Genomic DNA, 20,719 nt, shown 5'->3' with positions numbered 1-20,719 from the left:
TCCCTGACGCGTCGCGCGTTCCCCGCCCCCGTTTCGGGAACCTTTCCTCCCAAGGTCGAAGTTGGGACGGAACGGTGACAGACGGGGGCCGTCAGGGCCGTTGACCTTGTGGTTAATATGCGGCCAGCGCGGGGGACGCGCCGGTGCGCGGGCCTGACCGGCCCGGGGGAGGGGAAGAGAAAAGTGAACATGCGACCGATATCGGGGGCATCGGTTGGCAGGCGCTCAGGCGGCCGCGACAAGCGGCTGGCGCTGATCGTCGGGGGGCTGATGCTGGCCGTCACGGCCTGCGGCGGGGGCGGGAACTCCGGATCGGAGAAGCCGAAGGCCGACGGGGGCTCCGGCTCGGCCACCGCGCAGGGCGCGCAGTCGGAGGCGGTCGTGAGCATCGCCCCGAAGGACGGCGCGAAGGACGTCGACACCAACGGCGCGCTGAAGGTCACCGCCGCCAGGGGCAAGCTGACCGAGGTCGTCGTCAAGGACGCCAAGGGCACGGCGATACCGGGCGCGATCTCCGCGGACGGGGCCGGCTGGACGCCGAGCACGCATCTGGCCGCCGCCACCAAGTACCAGGTGCACGCCGTGGCGAAGGACGCCCAGGGCCGTACGGCCGCCGAGGACGCGAGCTTCACCACGCTGACCCCTCAGAACACCTTCGTCGGCGCCTTCACGCCGGAGGACGGTTCCACGGTCGGCGTCGGGATGCCGTTCTCGGTCAACTTCACGCGGGGCATCACCAAGCCCGCGGACGTCGAGAAGGCCATCACCGTCAAGACCGAGCCGCCTGTGGACGTGCAGGGCCACTGGTTCGGCAACGACCGGCTGGACTTCCGTCCGGAGAAGTACTGGAAGGCCGGCACCAAGGTCACGGTGAAGATGAACCTCGACGGCGTCGAGGGCCGTGAGGGCGTCTACGGCAAGCAGACCAAGACCGTCTCCTTCACCATCGGCCGCAACCAGGTCTCCGTGGTGGACGTCGACAAGCTGACCATGCAGGTCACCCGCGAGGGCAAGACCGTCAAGACCATCCCGGTCACCACGGGCCAGCCCGGCATGGAGACCTGGAACGGCCAGATGGTCATCAGCGAGAAGCTGACGGTGACCCGGATGAACGGCGAGACGGTCGGCTACGGCGGTGAGTACGACATCAAGGACGTCCCGCACGCCATGCGGCTGACCACCTCCGGGACCTTCATCCACGGCAACTACTGGGGCGGTGACGCGTTCGGCAACCGCAACGCCAGCCACGGCTGCATCGGTCTGCGCGACGTGCGCGGCGGCTACGACGGCGGGGTGCCGGCCGCGTGGTTCTTCAAGAACTCGATGATCGGCGACGTGGTCGTCGTGAAGAACTCCAACGACGAGGTCGTGTCCCCGGACAACGGCTACAACGGCTGGAACATGTCGTGGGCGGAGTGGAAGAAGTAAGCCCTCCCCCCTCCCTCCCCCAACCACCGTCAGTCACCGTGGCGCGCCACCCGGGGGGCGACCCCCGGCCCCCCGGCCGCCCATGTGACCCGCCGCCCCCAGCACCCGTTAGTCACCGTTAACCTGCTCGCATGACCGTGAATCTCGAAGTCGCCGAGGGCGTCGGCACGATCCGCCTCGACCGCCCGCCCATGAACGCGCTGGACGTCGCCACCCAGGACCGGCTCAGGGAGCTGGCCGAGGAGGCGACCCGTCGTGACGACGTGCGGGCCGTCGTCCTCTACGGCGGCGAGAAGGTGTTCGCGGCGGGCGCGGACATCAAAGAGATGCAGGAGATGGACCACACGGCGATGATCCTGCGCGCCCGCGCGCTGCAGGACGCCTTCACGGCGGTGGCCCGGATCCCCAAGCCGGTGGTGGCGGCCGTGACGGGCTACGCGCTGGGCGGCGGCTGCGAGCTGGCGCTGTGCGCGGACTTCCGGATCGCCGGCGACAACGCGAAGCTGGGCCAGCCGGAGATCCTGCTCGGTCTGATCCCCGGCGCGGGCGGCACCCAGCGGCTCGCCCGGCTGGTCGGCCCGTCCAGGGCGAAGGACCTGATCTTCACCGGCCGGATGGTGAAGGCGGACGAGGCGCTGAGCCTGGGCCTGGTGGACCGGGTCGTCCCGGCCGACGAGGTGTACGCGCAGGCGCACGCGTGGGCGGCGAAGCTGGCGCAGGGTCCGGCGATCGCACTGCGTGCGGCGAAGGAGGCGATCGACACCGGTCTGGAGACGGACATCGAGACGGGTCTCGCCGTCGAACGAAACTGGTTCGCGGGCCTGTTCGCCACGGCGGACCGCGAGATCGGCATGCGGAGCTTCGTCGAGGAGGGGCCGGGCAAGGCGAAGTTCCTGTGAGGCGAGCCGCGTGAACGCGCGGTCCACCGGATTACGGGAACTTTAAGGCAGCCTTAAGCCTGTCTTGTCCGGAGAGCCGGGGGCCCGCTTCCCGGTCGGTCGTCGCGGCAGGTGGACGCGGGTTTCCGCCGACCCCGTCCACCTGCCGCACATGCCGGGGGCACCCTTCGGAACAGTGCCCTCCAGGGGGTGTATTCCTTGGGAACCACCTCGGCGCCCGCGCCGGACGGCCATGATGGGGGGCATGGCGGGGCTGGAGGGTATCGATCAGCCGCGGGGGGACGGTCGCGTGACCGCGGCACGCTGGTCGCCCGCGGTCGTGGACGAACGGGCGTTCAACGCGGTGGAGTTGTTCGGCGACCCGACCGAAGCTGAGGTCCAGCTGCCGTCCCGTCCCGAGTCCGCCGCCGCCGCCCGCCGACTCGTCCAGGTCATCGTCCTGCGCCGCTGGCAGCTCAGCCCGAGGATGACCGAGGACGCCGTACTGCTCGCCTCGGAACTCGTCGGCAACGCCGTCCGGCACACCGGCGCGCGGGTCTTCGGCCTCCGGATGCGCCGCCCTCGGGGGCGGATCCGCGTCGAGGTCCGCGACCCCTCGCGCGGGCTGCCCTGTCTGATGCCGGTGCAGGAGCTGGACGTCAGCGGCCGGGGCCTGTTCCTCGTCGACAAGCTGGCCGACCGCTGGGGGGTCGATCTGCTGCCCCGGGGCAAGACGACGTGGTTCGAGATGCGGGTCGCGGACCACTGACCCAGGGGCCACCGCCAGGCCGTTCGCACGGCCGAACACGCAGGTCGTAGGACCATCGCACGATCACGTTCCGGCCAAAACTCGCTGGGCGACGTCAGTGGCGGTCCGTAGGCTCGCCGGTGATGCCGACGACACGTGCAAGCACCAAGGATCGTTCCTCCGTACGGACGTTGCTCCGCCTGTGGCCCTATGTGCGCCCGGTGCGGGTGCGGTTGTTCACCGCCGCGTTCGTCGCCGTGGTGGCCTCGTGCATGGGACTGGTGATCCCCCTCGTGCTGAAGTGGATGGTGGACGGCCCGGTCGCCGACCGGGACCCGGCCGGGGTCTGGCTGGGCGCGCTGTACCTGCTGCTGCTCGGCATCGGGGAGTCGGTGCTGTTCGGACTGCGGCGGTGGCTGGTGGCCCGGCCGCTGGCCCATGTCGAGGCTGAGATGCGCTCGGGCCTCTACCGGCACCTCCAGCGGCTGCCGGTGGCCTTCCACGACCGCTGGCCCTCCGGGCAGCTGCTGTCCCGGGCCACCACGGATCTCATGCTGCTGCGGATGTTCCTCGCCTTTCCGCTGACGTTCCTGCTGGTCAACGGGGTGACGATCATCGTCGGCGTGATCATCATGCTGATGCAGGACTGGTCGCTGGGGCTGGTGATCCTCGGGCCCGCGATCCCCGTGATGGTGATGTGCGTGCTCTTCGAACGCCGGTACGCGATCGTGGCGCGGCAGGCGCAGGACCAGGTGGGTGATCTGACGACGGTCGTCGAGGAGAGCGTCCTCGGGATCCGCATCATCAAGGGGTTCGGCCGGCACCGCAGTCAGGCGCGCGCGTTCCGGGACCTGTCGCGGACGCTGCGCGGGACGGAACTGCGCAAGGCGCGGCTGCTGGCGACGATCTGGGCGGTCATCGTGACGCTCCCCGAGGTGGCCATCGGGGCGGCGCTGGTGCTCGGGGCGGTGCAGGTGGCGGACGGGGACCTGTCGGCGGGGACGCTGGTCGCCTTCCTGTCCACGGCGCTGGCCCTGCGGTGGCCGGTGGACTCCATCGGGTTCCTGCTGGCCATGAGCCAGGAGGCGGCGACGGCCACCGAGCGGTACTTCGAGGTGATGGACGCGGAGCCGGAGGAGCGCGGTCCGGCGGCGCGGGAGGCGGCTGCGCCCACTCGTGCCGAGGACGGCTTGCTGTTCGACGGGGTCGTCTTCCGGTACCCCGACGCCGAACCGGACGCCGCTCCCACCCTCGTGCGGGTCGATCTGCATGTGCGGGCCGGGGAGTCCATGGCGCTCGTGGGCGCCACCGGGAGCGGGAAGACGACCCTCACCGCGCTCGTGCCGCGGCTGCACGAGGTGACGTCCGGACGGATCCTGCTCGACGGCGAGGACATCACCGCGATGTCCCGGGAGGAGCTGCGGGCGAAGGTCGCCGTGGCCTTCGAGGAGCCGACGCTGTTCTCCGCGAGCGTCGGGGAGAACGTGCTGATGGGGGCGGACGCCGACGCGGGCGCCCAGGAGCTGGAGCGGGCGCTCGCCGTGGCGCAGGCCGACTTCGTGCACGCGCTGCCCCAGGGGAGGCTGACCCAGGTCGGCGAGCAGGGGCTGAGCCTGTCCGGCGGGCAGCGGCAGCGGCTCGCGCTCGCGCGGGCGGTCGTGGGGCGGCCCCGGTTCCTCGTCCTCGACGACCCGCTGTCCGCGCTGGACGTTCACACGGAGACCGCCGTGGAGGCCGCGCTGCGCCAGGTCCTCGCCGACACCACCGCGCTGATCGTGGCCCACCGCCCGTCGACCGTGCTGCTCGCCGACCGGGTCGCCCTGCTGTCGGGCGGCCGGATCACCGCCGTGGGCACCCACCACGAACTGCTGCGCACCAACGCCGAGTACGCGCACCTGATGTCCGGCGAGACGAGCGACGTGACGTCGGGCGCGACGGCCGGCGCCCCGTCCCGGGACCAGGAGGACGACCGCCGATGACCGCCCCCACGACCCCCACCCCCTCCCCCACCGTCGAGGACACCGGGCGCGAGGACGAGCAGCCGCCCGCGCGGGGCGACGGCGACCCCTTCGACCGGGACGTCCTGCCCACCCCGCCGGGCGCCACGGCGGCCCTGCTGCGCTCACTGCTCGCGCCGATGAAGGCGCGCGTCGCCCTCACCACGCTCCTGCTGCTGCTCCAGCAGGCGGCCGTGCAGGCGGGCCCGCTGCTGGTGGCGTACGCCATCGACCGCGCCGTGCCGGCGTTCCGCGACGACGACCACGGCCCGCTCGTCGCCGTTGCCGCCGGATACCTGCTGTGCGCGCTGGCCTCCGGCGGGCTGCAGTACGCGTTCCTGATCGTCTCGGCCCGTGTCAACCAGGACGTGCTGCTGGACCTGCGCGGACGCATCTTCCGACACGCTCAGGCGCTGAGCGTCGACTTCCACGAGCGCTACACCTCGGGCCGGCTGATCTCCCGTTCCACCACGGACGTGGAGTCCCTGCGCGAACTGCTCAACGAGGGGCTCCAGGAACTGATCACGGTCGTCCTGTCCTTCGTCTTCATCTCGGCCATGCTGCTCTGGCTGGACCTGGGGCTGGGGGCCGTGGCCGTGGCGTCCTTCGTGCCGCTGCACTTCCTGGTGCGGATCTACCAGCGACGCGCGAAGGCGGTGTACCGGGCTCGATCCACCGCGACAGCGGCGGTGATCGTGAAGTTCGTGGAGACGATGAACGGCATCCGCCCGGTGCGCGCGTTCCGCCGAGAGGACGTCAACGACGCCGAGTTCCGCACGCTGAACCAGCGGCACGAGCGGACCAACGGCGACGCGCTGCTGGAGATGGCCCGGTACGTCGTCGGCTCCCGGCTGGTCGCCAACACCTCCGTCGCGCTGATCGTGCTGTGGGGGGCCTACCGGGTCGCGGACGGCACCCTGGCGCTGGGCGTGCTGGCGGCGGCGGTGCTGTACCTGCGGCGGCTGTACGACCCGATCGACCGGCTCGCCATGTTCCTCAACTCCTACCAGTCGGCGGCGGCCTCCCTGGAGAAGATCGCGGGGCTGCTCGCCCAGACGCCGTCCGTGCCCGAGCCGTCCGCGCCCCGGGAGCTGCCCGCCCGGCAGAGCGGACGCCCCGGCCGGGAGGTCGTGTTCGAGGCGGTGGGCTTCGGCTACCGCACCGGCGGCGAGGTGCTGCCCCGCTTCGACCTGACCCTGCCGGCCGGGCAGACGGTCGCGGTGGTCGGCTCCACCGGCGCCGGCAAGTCCACGCTGGCCAAGCTCCTCGCCCGCTTCTACGATCCCAGCGCCGGCCGGATCCTCCTCGACGGCGTCGACCTGCGCGATCTCGCGGTGCCCGAGCTGCGGCGCGGCGTGGTGATGGTGACGCAGGAGGCGTTTCTGTTCTCCGGCACGGTCGCCGAGAACATCGCGATCGGCCGGCCGGAGGCGAGCCGGGAGGACATCGAGCGGGCGGCGAAGGCCATCGGCGCGCACGAGTTCATCAGCGCGCTGCCCGACGGCTACGACACGGACGTACGCAAGCGGGGCGGTCGCATCTCCGCCGGCCAGCGCCAACTGGTGGCCTTCGCGAGGGCGTTGCTCGCCGATCCGGCGGTGCTGATCCTCGACGAGGCGACCAGCTCGCTCGACGTGCCGGGCGAGCGGGCCGTGCAGGCGGCGATGGCGACGGTGCTCAAGGGCCGTACGGCGGTGGTGATCGCGCACCGGCTGTCCACCGTGGAGATCGCCGACCGGGTGCTCGTCATGGAGCACGGCCGGATCGTCGAGGACGGCAGTCCGGCCGAACTCGTCGCGGGCACGGGCCGGTTCGCGGATCTGCACCGGACGTGGCGGGACAGTCTGGCGTGACGCGCGCCGAGGCGGACGTGAGGACCGGCAGGGGGGACAGTTGATCGACGCGTACGAGGACCCGGGGACGCCCGACCGCCGTGGGGGCGCCCGGTACCTGTGGTGGCTGGTGTGCCGCCAGCCGGGGCGGTCGGTGGCCGGCGCGGTGCTGGGCAGCGTCTGGCTGGTGCTGATGGCGTCGGCGCCGTACCTGCTGTCGAAGGCCGTCGACGAAGGGCTGGAGCCCGGCGACACGGCCGCGCTGGCCGGCTGGACGACCGCCCTGTTCGTGGTCGGCGCGGGCAACGCCTGGGTGAGCATCATGCGGCACCGCACGATGACGCGGGTGCGCATGGACGCCAACTTCCGCACGGTGAAGGTGGTCGTGGGGCAGGCGGTGCGGCTGGGCGCCGCGCTGCCGCGCCGGGTCGGGGCCGGTGAGGTCGTCACGGTCGGGGTGGGCGACGTGGGCACCGTCGCTTCGTCGCTGACGGTGATCGGACCGGGCGTCGGCTCATTCGTGGTGTACATCGTCGTCGCCGGGCTGCTGCTGTCCGTCTCGCCGCTGCTCGCGGGGGTGGTGCTGCTGGGAATGCCGGTGGTGGCGGTGCTGGTCGGGCCGCTGATGGCACGGTTGCAGGGCGCGGAGAGCGAGTACCGGGAGCGGCAGGGCGTGCTCACCGCCCGCATCGGCGACCTGGCGGGCGGGCTGCGCGTGCTCAACGGGCTCGGCGGCAAGCGGTTGTTCGCGGACGCTTTCGCCCGTGACTCGCAGCGGCTGCGCGCCCAGGGGTACCGGGTCGGCTCGGTGACCAGCTGGATGCAGGCGTTGGGCGTGGGGCTGCCGACGGTGTTCCTCGCGGTGGTGACCTGGCTGGCGGCCCGGCTCGCCGCCCAAGGGGAGCTGACGGTGGGCGAGTTGGTCTCGGTGTACGGCTATGTCGCCGTGCTGGTCGGCCCGGTGGCGTTCCTCGTGGAGATGGGGTACGAGCTCAGCCGGGGTGTGGTGGCCGCCCGCCGGGTCGTACGGCTGCTGCGGCTGGAGCCCGAGCCGGACACCGGGACCGCCGAAGCGCCCGCCGAGCCGTCGGCGCTGGAGGACCCCGCGTCGGGTGTGCGGGTCGCGCCGGGCCGGCTGACCGCGCTGGCGGACGCCCGGCCCGCCGACGCGGCCGAGGTCGTCGACCGGCTGGGCCGGTACACGCCGTCGGACGTCACCTGGGGCGGCGTGCGGCTCGACGCGGTCGCCCTGGAGCAGGTCAGGGCGCGGATCCTGGTCGCCGACAACGAGGCCGACCTGTTCGCGGGGAGCCTGCGCGAGGTGGTGGGCGGCCGGCGGGAACGCTCACCGGAGGAGGAGCGGCGGGCGCTGCGGGCGGCGGCCGCCGAGGATGTCGTGCAGGGGCTGCCCGAGGGGCTCGACTCGCCCGTGGCGGCGCAGGGCCGCAGTCTCTCCGGCGGTCAGCGGCAGCGTGTCCGGCTGGTGCGGGCGCTGCTCGCCGACCCGGAGGTGCTGCTCGCCGTCGAGCCGACGTCGGCGCTGGACGCGCACACGGAGGCCGCGATCGCCGGACGTCTGCGCGCGGCGCGGGCCGGCCGCACGACCGTCGTCACCAGCACCTCCCCGCTGCTGCTGGACCACGCCGACACCGTCCACTACCTGGTGGACGGCAAGGTGGCGGCGAGCGGCCCGCACCGGAAGCTCCTGGCGACGGAGCCGGGCTACCGGGCGCTGGTGGCGCGAGACCCGGACGACGACGCGGACGACCGGGGCGCCGCAGGCGAGGTGAGGGCGCGGGGCGGGCAGGCCGCGCCGGGCGCCGAGGGTACCGAAGGTGTCGAGGAGGTTCTGCGGTGACGGCGGGCGGCGGGGGCGTGGCGGTGGACGACGGGCGGGGCGCGGGGCGGCTTCCCGTCGCCGGGCCGGGCGAGGTGCGGCGGGCCGTGGGGCGGCTGGTGCGGGCGGACGGACGGGCCTTCGCCGTCGTCCTCGCGCTGAACTCGCTGGCCGCCGCGGCCGGTCTGGCCGGCCCCTGGTTGCTGGGCCGGATCGTCGACGCGGTGCGGGAGGGCGGCGGGGTCGGCGAGGTGGACCGGCTGGCGGCGGCCATCCTGGTGTGCGCGCTGGCCCAGCTGCTGCTGGCGCGCTGGGCCCGGTACGCGGGGCACCGCTTCGGGGAGCGCACGCTCGCCCGGGTGCGGGAGCAGTTCGTCGACCGCGCGCTGTCGTTGCCGGCGTCGGTCGTGGAGCGGGCCGGAGCCGGTGATCTGACCATGCGCGGCACCGCCGACGTGGCCGCCGTGGGCGCCACCCTGCGCGACGCCGGTCCCGAGCTGCTGGTGTCCTCGGTGCAGGCGCTGTTCCTGATCGGCGCGGTGTTCCTGGTCGACCCGCTGCTCGGCGCGGTCGGGGTGCTCGGGCTCACGCCGATCCTGGTCGTGCTGCGCTGGTACCTGCGGCGGGCGCGGGCCGGCTATCTGGCCGAGGGCGCGGCCACCTCCGAGGTCGCCGAGATCCTCGCCGCGACGGCGACGGGGGCCCGTACGGTCGAGGCGTTCCGGCTGAGGGAGCGGCGGGTCGCGGCCAGCCGGGAGGCGCTGGAGACCTCGCGGCGGGCCCGCTTCCACACCCTGTACCTGCGGTCGGTGTTCTTCCCGGTGATCGAGGTGTCGTACTCGCTGCCGGTGGCGGGCGTCCTGCTGCTGGGCGGGGCGCTGCACGCGCGGGGCGCGGTGAGTCTGGGGGCGGTGGTCGCGGCGGCGCTGTATCTGCGCCAGTTCACCGGGCCGCTGGACGAGATTCTGATGCGGGTGGACCAACTCCAGAGCAGCGGGGCCTCGTTCGCCCGTGTGGAGGGGCTGGGCGAGGCGTCCCGGCCGGCGGGGGCGGCCGGCGGCGCGCCGGACTGCGCCCCGGCTCGTGTCCCGGCGGACGACCTGATCGAGATGACGGACGTGCGGTTCGCCTACGAGCGGGGCGGCGAGGTGCTGCGCGGGGTCGACCTGACCGTGCGGCCGGGTGAGCGGCTCGCGGTCGTCGGCCCGTCCGGCGCGGGGAAGTCCACGCTGAGCCGGCTGATCGCGGGCGTGGACGCGCCCACGGCGGGCTCGGTGACGGTCGGCGGGGTGCCGGTGGCGGAGCTGGCGCCGGAGGTGCTGCGCCGACAGGTCGTGCTGGTCACCCAGGAGCACCACGTGTTCATCGGCACGGTTCGCGACAATCTGCTGATCGCCGAACCGGGGGCGAGCGACGAGCAGTTGTGGGCCGCGCTGACGGCCGTCGGCGCCGAGGGCTGGGTGCGGGAGCTGCCCGGCGGCCTCGACTCGGAGCTGGGCGCGGACCGGGGCCGTACGGACGGCTCCCGGGCGCAGCAACTCGCGCTGGCACGGGTGGTGTTGGCGGACCCGCACACGCTGATCCTGGACGAGGCGACGGCGCTGCTGGACCCGACGACCGCCCGGCACACCGAGCGCGCCCTGGCCGCGGTCCTGCGCGGCCGGACGGTCATCGCGATCGCCCACCGGCTGCACACCGCGCACGACGCGGACCGGGTGGCCGTGATGGAGGACGGGCGGCTCGCCGAACTCGGCACGCACGAGGAGCTGGTGGCGGCCGGGGGCCCGTACGCGGCGCTGTGGGGGACGTGGCACGGGGAGCCGAGGAACTGACAGCCCGGAGAAGGGAGTTCAAGGCCGGATCCGGGTGGCTCATCCGTATATCGAACATGAACTCCCGGTCAACGAACCGTTTCCGGCCAATCTTTTGACGCGCTCCTGACAGACAGCGCTGCCACCTGCCACTCTTCCCCCTGCTACTGCACAGCAACCCCACAGCATCACCCCGTTCTGCGTACCGCCCCAAGACGTCAAGACGTCTACGTCGTGCCCGGACGGCCGATCCGTCGTCCGGTCTCCCCTGGCCGCGTGATCCGCGGCCGCGCAGAAGGAGTCAGTGTGAGCAGCAGTTCTCGCAGACGCACCCCCCACACCCCTTACCGCAGAGCCACGGCCGCCGCGCTCGTCGGCGTGGCGGCGCTCCTCGCCACCGCCGTGCAGTCCGGCGCGGCGACCGCCTCACCCGCCGAGGCCCCGAAGGCGGCCGGCCAGGCGGCCCCGGGCTCGGAGTCGGTCCGGCTCTCCCCCGCCCAGCGCGCCGCGCTGATACGCGACGCGAACGCCGACAAGGCGCAGACCGCCAAGGAGCTGGGCCTGGGCTCCCAGGAGGCGCTGGTCGTCCGTGACGTCGTCAAGGACGGGAACGGCACGGTCCACACCCGTTACGAGCGCACCTACGCGGGCCTGCCCGTCCTCGGCGGCGACCTGGTCGTCGAGAGCACCCCGGCCGGCGCCACCGAGAGCGTCGTCAAGGCCACGCGCGCGGCCATCGCGCCGGCGACCACCACGGCCAAGCTGCCCGCCGCCAAGGCCGAGGCGCAGGCCCTGGCGGCCGCCAAGGCCGAATCCGCGAAGAACCCCGGCGTCAACCGTGAGCCCCGCAAGGTGATCTGGGCGGCGAACGGCAAGCCGACGGTGGCCTACGAGACGGTCGTCGGCGGGTTCCAGCACGACGGCACCCCGCAGGAACTGCACGTCGTCACGGACGCCACCACGGGCGCGAAGCTGTACGAGTGGGAGGCCATCGAGACCGGCGTCGGCAACACGGTGTACAGCGGTCAGGTCACGCTCACCACCACGCAGTCCGGGTCGACGTACAACCTGACCGACGGCGCGCGCGGCGGCCACAAGACCTACAACCTCAACCGCGGCACCTCCGGGACCGGCACGCTGTTCTCGGGCCCCGACGACGTGTGGGGCAACGGCAGCGCCTCGAACCTGGAGTCGGCCGGCGCGGACGCCCACTACGGCGCTCAGCTGACGTGGGACTACTACAAGAACGTGCACGGCCGTTCGGGCATCCGCGGCGACGGCGTCGGCGCGTACTCCCGCGTCCACTACGGCAACAACTACGTCAACGCGTTCTGGTCGGACAGCTGCTTCTGCATGACGTACGGCGACGGCTCCGGCAACGCCAACCCGCTGACGGCGATCGACGTGGCCGCCCACGAGATGACGCACGGGCTCACGTCCAACACGGCCGGCCTCAACTACAGCGGCGAGTCCGGCGGTCTGAACGAGGCGACGTCCGACATCTTCGGCACGACCGTCGAGTTCTACGCCAACAACTCCTCCGACGTCGGTGACTACCTCATCGGCGAGGAGATCAACATCAACGGCGACGGCACGCCGCTGCGTTACATGGACAAGCCGAGCAAGGACGGCTCGTCCAAGGACAGTTGGTACTCCGGTCTCGGCGGGATCGACGTGCACTACTCGTCCGGTCCGGCGAACCACTTCTTCTACCTGCTGTCCGAGGGCAGCGGCGCGAAGACGATCAACGGCGTGTCCTACAACTCGCCCACGTCGGACGGACTCCCGGTCACCGGCATCGGCCGCGACAAGGCGGAGAAGATCTGGTTCCGCGCGCTGACGACCAAGTTCGTCTCCAACACCAACTACGCGGGCGCCCGCACCGGCACCCTCGCGGCGGCCGGTGAGCTGTACGGCACCACATCCGCCGAGTACACCGCGGTGGCGAACGCCTGGGCGGCCATCGCGGTCGGCTCGCGTCCCGGCGGCGGTGGCGGCGGCGGCACCTCGTTCGAGAACACGGCCGACGTGTCGATCCCGGACAACGGCGCGGCCGTCGAGTCGCCGGTCACCGTCTCGGGCCGCACGGGCAACGCCCCGTCCGACCTAGCGGTGGCCGTGGACATCGTCCACACCTACATCGGCGACCTCCAGGTGCAGCTGATCGCCCCGGACGGCACGGCGTACACGCTGAAGGCGTACGGCACCGGCGGCAGCACGGACAACATCAACACCACGTACACCGTGAACGCGTCCTCCGAGGTCGCCAACGGCGTCTGGAAACTGAGGGTCCAGGACAACGCCGCGCGGGACACCGGCTACATCAACAGCTGGAAGCTGACCTTCCCGTAGGCCGCTGCCAGGAGGCCTCTCCACCGCGTCAATTGAGGCCCACCCCCCACATACAGGGCACCGTCCCGGAGGTTCGACTCCCCGGGGCGGTGCCCTTTTTTGCCCGCCGATCGCCTACGTCCTGTTGCCCCTTTACCAGCGTCGAGCCGCTTGACGCGGCGGCAACATTCGCCGGTTGATCATTTTCCGGCCAACATCACCACACCCTCATGACATGTACGCGACTTGATGCCAATCTTCCTTCCACCTGCCGCACAACTTCACAGCAGCACCGGCCGGCCTCCCCACGCCGACCGGGCAGCCCCCACATCCAAGGAGCTTGTGTGACCTCCCTCTACGCGCGTCACAAGCGCACCTCTCTGGCCATCGCCACCGCCGTCGCAGCCGGAGCCCTCGTCACCACCGGCCTGACCGCCGGCACCGCCGCCGCGCAGTCGCCGGCGGAATCCACGAGCGCCAAGCCGCTCGCCGTGCCCACCGCGCTGGCCCCCGCCGCGCGCACCGCGCTCATCCAGGACAAGCAGGCCGAGGCCCCCGCGACCGCACAGGAGATCGGCCTGGGCGCGCAGGAGAAGCTGGTCGTCCGTGACGTCGTCAGAGACGCCGACGGCACCGTCCACACCCGCTACGAGCGCACCTACGCGGGCCTGCCGGTCCTCGGCGGCGACCTGGTCGTCCACGAGTCGGCCGCCGGCGTCGAGCAGGGCATCAGCAAGGCGACGAACGCCGCCGTCAAGGTCGCCTCGACCAGCGCGGCGCTGCCCGCGGCGAAGGCCGAGTCGCAGGCGCTGTCCCTGGCCAAGGCCGCGGGCTCTCAGGACACCGACGCCTCCCGCGCCCCGCGCAAGGTCGTCTGGGCGGGCAACGGCAGCAAGCCGACCCTCGCCTACGAGACGGTCGTCGGCGGCCTCCAGGACGACGGCACCCCGAACGAGCTGCACGTCATCACCGACGCGGCCACCGGCGCGAAGCTCTACGAGTACCAGGGCATCGAGACCGGCACGGGCAAGAGCCTCTACTCCGGCACGGTCACCCTCGGCACCTCCCTGTCGGGTTCGACGTACCAACTGAACGACACCGGTCGCGGCGGCCACAAGACGTACAACAAGGCCCGCAGCACCAGCAGTTCGGCGGGCACGCTGTTCACGGACGCGGACGACACCTGGGGCACCGGCGCTGCCTCCAGCTCCTCCACGGACCAGACGGCGGCGGTGGACGCGGCCTACGGCGCCCAGACCACCTGGGACTTCTACAAGAACACCTTCGGCCGCAACGGCATCAAGAACAACGGTGTCGCCGCCTACTCCCGCGTCCACTACGGCAACGCCTACGTCAACGCCTTCTGGGACGACAGCTGCTTCTGCATGACCTACGGCGACGGCTCGGGCAACACCAAGCCGCTCACCTCGCTGGACGTGGCCGGCCACGAGATGACCCACGGCGTCACCTCGAACACGGCGGGTCTGAACTACTCCGGTGAGTCCGGCGGCCTCAACGAGGCCACCTCCGACATCTTCGGCACGGCGGTGGAGTTCTACGCCGCGAACACCAAGGACGTCGGCGACTATCTCATCGGCGAGAAGATCAACATCAACGGCGACGGCACCCCGCTGCGCTACATGGACCAGCCGAGCAAGGACGGCGCGTCGGCCGACTACTGGTCGTCGTCGCTGAAGAACCTGGACGTGCACTACTCGTCCGGCCCGGCGAACCACTTCTTCTACCTGCTGTCCGAGGGCAGCGGCGCGAAGACGATCAACGGCGTGTCCTACAACTCGCCGACCTCCAACGGCTCGACGATCACCGGCATCGGTCGCGCCAAGGCGGTCCAGATCTGGTACAAGGCCCTGACCTCGTACATGACCTCGACCACCAACTACGCGGGCGCCCGCACCGCGACGCTCAGCGCGGCCTCGGCGCTGTACGGCTCCACCAGCACCGAGTACAAGACGGTGGCGGCGGCCTGGTCGGCGGTCAACGTCGGCTGAGACACCGCAAGCCGACTGAGGGCGGCACCCGGAAGCTGGACGCACCGGGTGTCGCCCTTACTCTTGGGTCCCATGTCTGTTGGGGACTTCACGTACGACGACGTCGGCGCGACGCGCGAGCGTCCGGGGCACTGCCCGCCGGGGTTCCACGCCCTGCACGTGCGCACCCGCCTCGGCGAGGGCGAGGCCGTCTTCCGCCGCGCCGCCGAGGCGGTCCTCAGCTGGGAGATGCACCGCGCGCTGGGCGTCGGCGTCACGACCACCGCCGACCGCGCCGCCCCCGACGTGGACGTCACCGTCACCCTGGCCGGCATGATCAAGGCGCCCTGCCGCGTCGTGTGGACGCTGGAGGAACGCCGCCGGGCCGGCTGGGCCTACGGCACCCTCCCCGGCCACCCCGAGTGCGGCGAGGAGTCCTTCGTCGTGGACCGCACCGGCGACGGCACCGTGTGGCTCACCGTCTCGGCGTTCAGCCGCCCGGCGAAGTGGTACTCCCGGGCGGGCGGCCCGGCGACCCGCGGCCTGCAGCAGGCGTACGCCCGGCGGTGCGGGGCGGTGCTCCGGGAACTGGCGGCGGGTCCGGACAAGGAGTAAACAGGCTTCCAGGCAAGCAAAATGACCTTGCGTCAGGTGCGGGAAACCACTCCGCATTCATCCCCGCGGCCGGTGGTGATGTCCCTGCTGCGGTCGTAGGGGTCCACCGTCGGTCCGCTCGGGGCCGCTCCCGTGGGCCCGCCCGTCGCGAAGTAGGGGTGCATGTAGCCGTCGTGGACGTCGCAGGCGGAGTTGCCGATGTCCTGGTGGTAGCTCCGGACGGAGATCTTCCCCGGCGTGACGAGGTACTTCGCGGGATCGGACAGCTGGACGTCCAGCACGCGACGGACGATGACGCGGGACACCTCGGTGGCCCCCTTCCCGGCCCGGGTCAGGGGATAGACGAAGGTGTAGTCGGCGTGCACGGCGACGGAGGCGTCCTTGCCCGCTGCGAACGTCATCCGTCCCCGGGTCTTGACCACGTCGCCGGCGAGGCGCAGTTCGCGGGGGTCGAAGCGGCTGAACATCAACAGCGGGTCGTGTTCCTCGTCCGGCCTGCTCAGCGCGGTGTTCAGCCGGGTGTGCAGGTCCTTCTGCTGCGGATCGATCACGTCGAGGGCGGTCTCGGGGCGTCCGCCCCGCAGGGTGACCGGGTCGAGGTTCGCGTCGACCAGGAGCTTCTTGGTCTGCCGCAGCGCCTGCTCCACCTGCGCCTTGGACCACGTGCCGACCGCTGTCGCCTCGGGCAGGACGATGCCCGCCTCTCCGTCGGCCCAGCGCAGCGCGGGGGATCCCGCGAACGGCCGGTCCACCGTGGGCCGGCCGGGGCCGGCCTCACCGGGCGCTCCGGTCGGGGCCGCGGTCTCCGCCGGCAGGGGCGACGCGGAGACGGCCTCCGGCTCGCCGCCGAAGGGGTCCCCGGGGAGCAGCGAGGGCCGCATCGCGACGACGGCCAGCGCGATCGCCACGGGCACACCGACGAACGCCCACGTCCTGCGCCTGCGGTCCGCCCGCGCTTCCGTCCCCCTCAGGGCCGGTCCGGTGCGCCAGCCCGCGGGGACTTCGCCTCGCGCGTCCTGCTGCCGCAGACGCTCCGTGACCATGCGGGCCCGCGCCGACGGCTCCTTGCGGACGGAGGCGCCCGTACCCCGCTCGCTCTCCTCGAGAAAGGCCCGCAGTTCCTCATCGGATATGGACGAACCGCTTCCGGATTCATCGTCCGGAGATCTACCCACCACTCCGACGCACACCTTCCCCATGCCCGAACGGCTGTTCCTCAACCAGGCGAGATTACCGGGCGGTTGGCGCGGATCGCGCCGGATTCACGGCGGGCGGGCCGTGCCGGGCGGGTATCCGGCACGGCCGCGTCGAGCAGAGGCGCACCGTCAGCGCATCAGAACGCCCGCTCCCTCCCCCGCGTCGTCCAACGGCGTTGCCATCAGGCCCAGTTCGGCGTTGGTCGCCAGGAGGGGATGGGTGGGGAGGACGCGGACCGTGTAGCCGTAGGGGCCGGTGCGGTCGAGGGAGAGCGGGCCCTCGTAGGTCCAGCGGTTGTCGGAGTCGGGAGCTCCGGCCGGTTTCAGGGGAACCGTCGTCGCGTCCGTGATGCGGTCCTCCTCGTCGACGCGCCCCGAGACCGCCTGCACCTCGACGTCGTCGGGGGTGAGGTCGCCGAGGCTCAGACGGACGCGGAGGGCGAGGGTGGTGCCCAGTTCCGCCGTGGGGGTGGCCGCGGAGGTCTCGACGTGGTCGACGGTCACGCCCTGCCAGGCGGCGCGCACCCGCGCCTTCCAGGCGGCCAGCTCGCGGGCCGTGTCCGGGGTGAGGGCGCGGTGGGCCCGGGCGGCCGGCGCGTAGAGGCGTTCGACGTACTCGCGGACCATCCGGCCGGCCAGCACCTTCGGGCCGAGCAGGGTGAGGGTCCGGCGGACCATCTCGATCCAGCGGTCGGGCAGCCCCTGCTGTCCGCGCTCGTAGAAGCGGGGCGTCACCCGCTGCTCCAGCAGGTCGTAGAGGGCCGCCGCCTCCACGTCGTCACGGTGGTCGGGGTCGGCGCCGGCGCCGTCCGCGGTGGGGATCGCCCAGCCGAAGTCGGGCTGGAACCACTCGTCCCACCAGCCGTCCAGGACGGACAGGTTCAGACAGCCGTTCAGCGCGGCCTTCATCCCGGACGTGCCGCAGGCCTCCAGCGGGCGCAGCGGGTTGTTCAGCCAGATGTCGCAGCCGGGGTACAGCTTCTGCGCCATCGCCATGCCGTAGTCGGGGAGGAAGACGATGCGGTGGCGGACCCGGGGGTCGTCGGCGAACCGGACGAGTTCCTGGACGAGCCGTTTCCCGCCGTCGTCGGCGGGGTGCGCCTTGCCGGCGACCACGATCTGCACCGGGCGCTCCGGGTGCAGCAGCAGGTTCCGCAGCCGGTCGCGGTCACGCAGCATCAGCGTCAGCCGCTTGTACGACGGGACGCGGCGCGCGAACCCGATGGTGAGGACGTCCGGGTCGAGCACGCCGTCGATCCAGCCCAGCTCCGCCGTCCCCGCGCCCCGCTGCCGCCAGGAGGCCCGCAGCCGCGCCCGTACCTCCTGGACGAGCTGTTCGCGCAGGTCGCGCCGGAGGTCCCAGACGTCCTGGTCGGGGATGTCGGCGACGGAGTCCCACCGGTCGGAGCCGCCGACGCTGAGCGCGTCCTCGGTGCGGTGCACGCCGATCTGCCGGGCGCCGAGCCGCAGCACCTCCGGGGCCACCCAGGTCGGGGCGTGCACGCCGTTGGTGACGGAGGTGATCGGCACCTCGTCGGCGTCGAACCCGGGCCACAGGCCGGCGAACATCTCCCGGCTGACCTGGCCGTGCAGCAGCGAGACGCCGTTGGCGCGCTGGGCCAGGCGCAGGCCCATCACGGCCATGTTGAACAGGTTGGCCTCGCCGCCGGGGTAGGTCTCACTGCCCAGGCTCAGGACGCGGCCGACGTCCAGGCCGGGGAGTTCCGCGTGCGGGCCGAAGTGCCGGGCGACGAGATCCCGGTCGAAGCGGTCGATGCCGGCGGGGACGGGCGTGTGGGTGGTGAAGACGGTACCGGCGCGGACCGCCTCCAGGCCGGAGTCGAAGTCGAGCCCCTCGGCGCACAGCTCGGCGATCCGCTCCAGGCCGAGGAAGCCGGCGTGCCCCTCGTTGGTGTGGAAGACCTCGGGTTCGGCGTGGCCGGTGAGCCGGCAGTACGTGCGCACCGCCCGGACACCTCCTATGCCGAGCAGCATCTCCTGGAGCAGCCGGTGCTCGCTGCCGCCGCCGTAGAGCCGATCGGTCACCCCTCGTTCGCCGAGGTCGTTCTCCTCGACGTCGGAGTCGAGCATCAGCAGCGGGACGCGGCCGACCTGGGCCAGCCAGATCCGCGCGCGCAGCTGCCGGCCGCCGGGCAGGGCGAGGGCCACGTGCGCGGGTGTGCCGTCGGCCTCCCTGAGAAGGGTCACCGGCAGTTCGTTGGGGTCGAGGACGGGATAGTGCTCCTGCTGCCAGCCGTCCCGGGACAGGGTCTGGCGGAAGTAGCCGTGGCGGTACAGCAGCCCGACGCCGATCAGGGGTACGCCCAGGTCGCTGGCCGCCTTGAGGTGGTCGCCTGCGAGGATGCCGAGGCCGCCGGAGTACTGGGGCAGGGCGGCGGTGATCCCGAACTCGGGTGAGAAGTAGGCGATGGCTGCGGGGAGCCCCGAGGGCTGGGTCTGGTACCAGCGGTCGCCGGTCACGTAGTCGTGGAGGTCGTCGGCGGCGGCGGTCAGCCGGCGCAGGAAGCGGCGGTCGTCGGCCAGCTCGGCGAGGCGTGCGGGGCGCAGGCCGCCCAGCAGCCGTACCGGGTCGCCGCCGCAGGTCGCCCAGCGCTCGGGGTCGACGGACTGGAACAGGTCACGGGTTTCCGCGTGCCATGACCAGCGAAGATTGCGGGCCAGGTCGCTCAGGGGCCGGAGGGGTTCGGGCAGAAGGGGTCGGACGGTGAATCGACGGATCGCCTTCACATTCCACCTCGGCGTGCGGTTGAAGGAGGCGCACGGCAGTGTGCGTCCACGTCTTCTTGAAACGTTACCGGTGCGGGTGTCGCCGCCGCTGAGGGCAGGCCGAGCCGGGGCCGGGGGCCTGCGGGCGGTACGACGCGCTCTCCTCCGCCGGGACCGGGAAACGGCCCGTTCTGGCCGGTTTCACCCCCGTGGGCCACCTTGTCGCCCTCCACCGGGCACGAGAGGCTGCCCAGTGGCGCACACGGCACGGTTGTCGTATGCCGGTTCGAAAGGGGAAACACGGCCGGACTTACGTGTGGACATACGCGCGAGTAGTTAACAAAGTGCCGGATTGTTCACCCGAACAGGGTGGGAAGGCTCCTCCGGTACGAGACCGAGCACGACCCGAACGGAACCCCGGGACATCCGGTCAGTTGTACGACCGGGCCGATTCCGGGTACCAGTACATCTTCGGCACCCCCACAGCAGGACCCACCTCCCCACAGCCATCCGCCCACCCCTCGTTGATGCGGACAGGAGCGGTCATGCCCGCCAGGCACCATTCGTCAGCACCCCCGACACCCCCACGCGCCAGGGGCTCCGCGAAGGATCCCGGACCGGCTCCCGGTGCGCGCCCCGCCGACGCCGGGCCACCCGCCCCTGAGCGGCCCGCCGCACCCGCCGCGACCGCCGTGGGGCGCATCCCCGTCCTCGACGTCCGCCCGATGGTCCTGCACGGGCGCCGGCCCGCCAAGGCGGTCGCCGGGGAGACGTTCCAGGTCTCGGCCACCGTGTTCCGCGAGGGCCATGACGCGGTCGCCGCGAACGTGGTCCTGCGCGACCCCGACGGCCGTCCCGGCCCCTGGACGCCGATGCGCGAGCTGGCCCCCGGCACGGACCGCTGGGGCGCCGACGTCACCCCGGACGCACCCGGCCGCTGGACGTACACGGTGGAGGGGTGGAGCGATCCGGTCGCCACCTGGCGGCACCACGCGGAGATCAAGATCCCGGCGGGCATCGACACCGATCTCGTCCTGGAGGAAGGCGTCCGCCTCTACGAGCGGGCCGCCGCGCAGGCGCCGGAGGGCGAGCGGGACGTCCTGCTCGCCGCGGTCGAGGCCCTGCGCGACGAGGACCGCCCGGCCGCCTCCCGGCTCGCGGGGGCCCTTGCCCCGGAGGTGGACGCCGTCCTGGCCCGCCACCCCCTGCGGGAGCTGGTCACCGCGTCGGAGCCCCTGCCGCTGCTGGTGGAGCGGGAGCGGGCGTTGTACGGGTCGTGGTACGAGTTCTTCCCGCGGTCGGAGGGGACGGCGGAGCGGCCGCACGGGACG

General features: G+C 72.3%; 13 protein-coding genes. 11 read left to right on the top strand and 2 right to left on the bottom strand.

Features of this window, described 5'->3' with window-relative positions; genetic code table 11:
- Positions 1-183 precede the first annotated feature (183 nt).
- From ACIOC0_RS35660 to ACIOC0_RS35615, 10 genes are all read left to right on the top strand, one after another.
- Entirely contained in the window at positions 184-1,428 is a 1,245-nt protein-coding gene (locus ACIOC0_RS35660) for an Ig-like domain-containing protein (RefSeq protein WP_402160327.1), read from the top strand.
- Between the two features lie 131 nt (positions 1,429-1,559).
- On the top strand, positions 1,560-2,327 hold the full coding sequence (locus ACIOC0_RS35655) for an enoyl-CoA hydratase/isomerase family protein (RefSeq protein ID WP_402160324.1): 768 nt from the start codon (positions 1,560-1,562) through the stop codon (positions 2,325-2,327).
- A gap of 244 nt (positions 2,328-2,571) precedes the next feature.
- Positions 2,572-3,075 carry an ATP-binding protein gene (locus ACIOC0_RS35650; RefSeq protein ID WP_402160322.1) on the top strand — a complete coding sequence of 168 codons (504 nt, stop codon included), beginning with the start codon at positions 2,572-2,574 and terminating at the stop codon, positions 3,073-3,075.
- Between the two features lie 122 nt (positions 3,076-3,197).
- Entirely contained in the window at positions 3,198-5,033 is a 1,836-nt protein-coding gene (locus ACIOC0_RS35645) for an ABC transporter ATP-binding protein (RefSeq protein ID WP_402160319.1), read from the top strand.
- Entirely contained in the window at positions 5,030-6,904 is a 1,875-nt protein-coding gene (locus ACIOC0_RS35640) for an ABC transporter ATP-binding protein (protein ID WP_402160316.1), read from the top strand. Before ACIOC0_RS35645 ends, ACIOC0_RS35640 begins: the two co-directional genes overlap by 4 nt.
- Positions 6,905-6,944: 40 nt before the next feature.
- Positions 6,945-8,741 carry an ABC transporter transmembrane domain-containing protein gene (locus ACIOC0_RS35635; protein WP_402160313.1) on the top strand — a complete coding sequence of 599 codons (1,797 nt, stop codon included), beginning with the start codon at positions 6,945-6,947 and terminating at the stop codon, positions 8,739-8,741.
- On the top strand, positions 8,738-10,552 hold the full coding sequence (locus ACIOC0_RS35630; protein ID WP_402160311.1) for an ABC transporter ATP-binding protein: 1,815 nt from the start codon (positions 8,738-8,740) through the stop codon (positions 10,550-10,552). Before ACIOC0_RS35635 ends, ACIOC0_RS35630 begins: the two co-directional genes overlap by 4 nt.
- A gap of 285 nt (positions 10,553-10,837) precedes the next feature.
- On the top strand, positions 10,838-12,883 hold the full coding sequence (locus tag ACIOC0_RS35625; RefSeq protein WP_402160308.1) for a M4 family metallopeptidase: 2,046 nt from the start codon (positions 10,838-10,840) through the stop codon (positions 12,881-12,883).
- 323 nt (positions 12,884-13,206) lie between these two features.
- Positions 13,207-14,871, top strand: coding sequence for a M4 family metallopeptidase (locus ACIOC0_RS35620; RefSeq protein WP_402160306.1), 1,665 nt, complete (start codon positions 13,207-13,209; stop codon positions 14,869-14,871).
- Positions 14,872-14,943: 72 nt separating this feature from the next.
- The gene (locus ACIOC0_RS35615; protein WP_402160303.1) at positions 14,944-15,465 is read left to right on the top strand and encodes a DUF1990 domain-containing protein; all 522 of its coding nucleotides are present in this window, start codon (positions 14,944-14,946) and stop codon (positions 15,463-15,465) included.
- A 32-nt stretch (positions 15,466-15,497) separates the two neighbouring features.
- Here ACIOC0_RS35615 and ACIOC0_RS35610 read toward each other — a convergent pair whose 3' ends face one another.
- Both ACIOC0_RS35610 and ACIOC0_RS35605 read right to left on the bottom strand, forming a co-directional pair.
- Positions 15,498-16,643, bottom strand: coding sequence for a hypothetical protein (locus ACIOC0_RS35610; protein ID WP_402160301.1), 1,146 nt, complete (start codon positions 16,641-16,643; stop codon positions 15,498-15,500).
- Positions 16,644-16,790: 147 nt separating this feature from the next.
- The gene (locus ACIOC0_RS35605) at positions 16,791-19,409 is read right to left on the bottom strand and encodes a glycosyltransferase family 1 protein (protein ID WP_402160299.1); all 2,619 of its coding nucleotides are present in this window, start codon (positions 19,407-19,409) and stop codon (positions 16,791-16,793) included.
- A 524-nt stretch (positions 19,410-19,933) separates the two neighbouring features.
- Between ACIOC0_RS35605 and ACIOC0_RS35600 the strand changes: the two genes are divergently transcribed.
- Positions 19,934-20,719 (top strand): maltotransferase domain-containing protein (locus tag ACIOC0_RS35600; protein ID WP_402160296.1); only part of this gene is annotated, 786 nt, incomplete at its 3' end.

This window comes from Streptomyces sp. NPDC088254, assembly GCF_044740925.1.
Lineage (GTDB): Bacteria > Actinomycetota > Actinomycetes > Streptomycetales > Streptomycetaceae > Streptomyces.
This window is presented reverse-complemented; position numbering and strand designations above follow the sequence as displayed.

Coding starts and splice junctions, on each gene's coding strand:
- ACIOC0_RS35655 (WP_402160324.1), top strand. CDS start 1,560: ATGACCGTGAATCTCGAAGTCGCCGAGGGCGTCGGCACGATCCGCCTC.
- ACIOC0_RS35650 (WP_402160322.1), top strand. CDS start 2,572: ATGGCGGGGCTGGAGGGTATCGATCAGCCGCGGGGGGACGGTCGCGTG.
- ACIOC0_RS35645 (WP_402160319.1), top strand. CDS start 3,198: ATGCCGACGACACGTGCAAGCACCAAGGATCGTTCCTCCGTACGGACG.
- ACIOC0_RS35640 (WP_402160316.1), top strand. CDS start 5,030: ATGACCGCCCCCACGACCCCCACCCCCTCCCCCACCGTCGAGGACACC.
- ACIOC0_RS35615 (WP_402160303.1), top strand. CDS start 14,944: ATGTCTGTTGGGGACTTCACGTACGACGACGTCGGCGCGACGCGCGAG.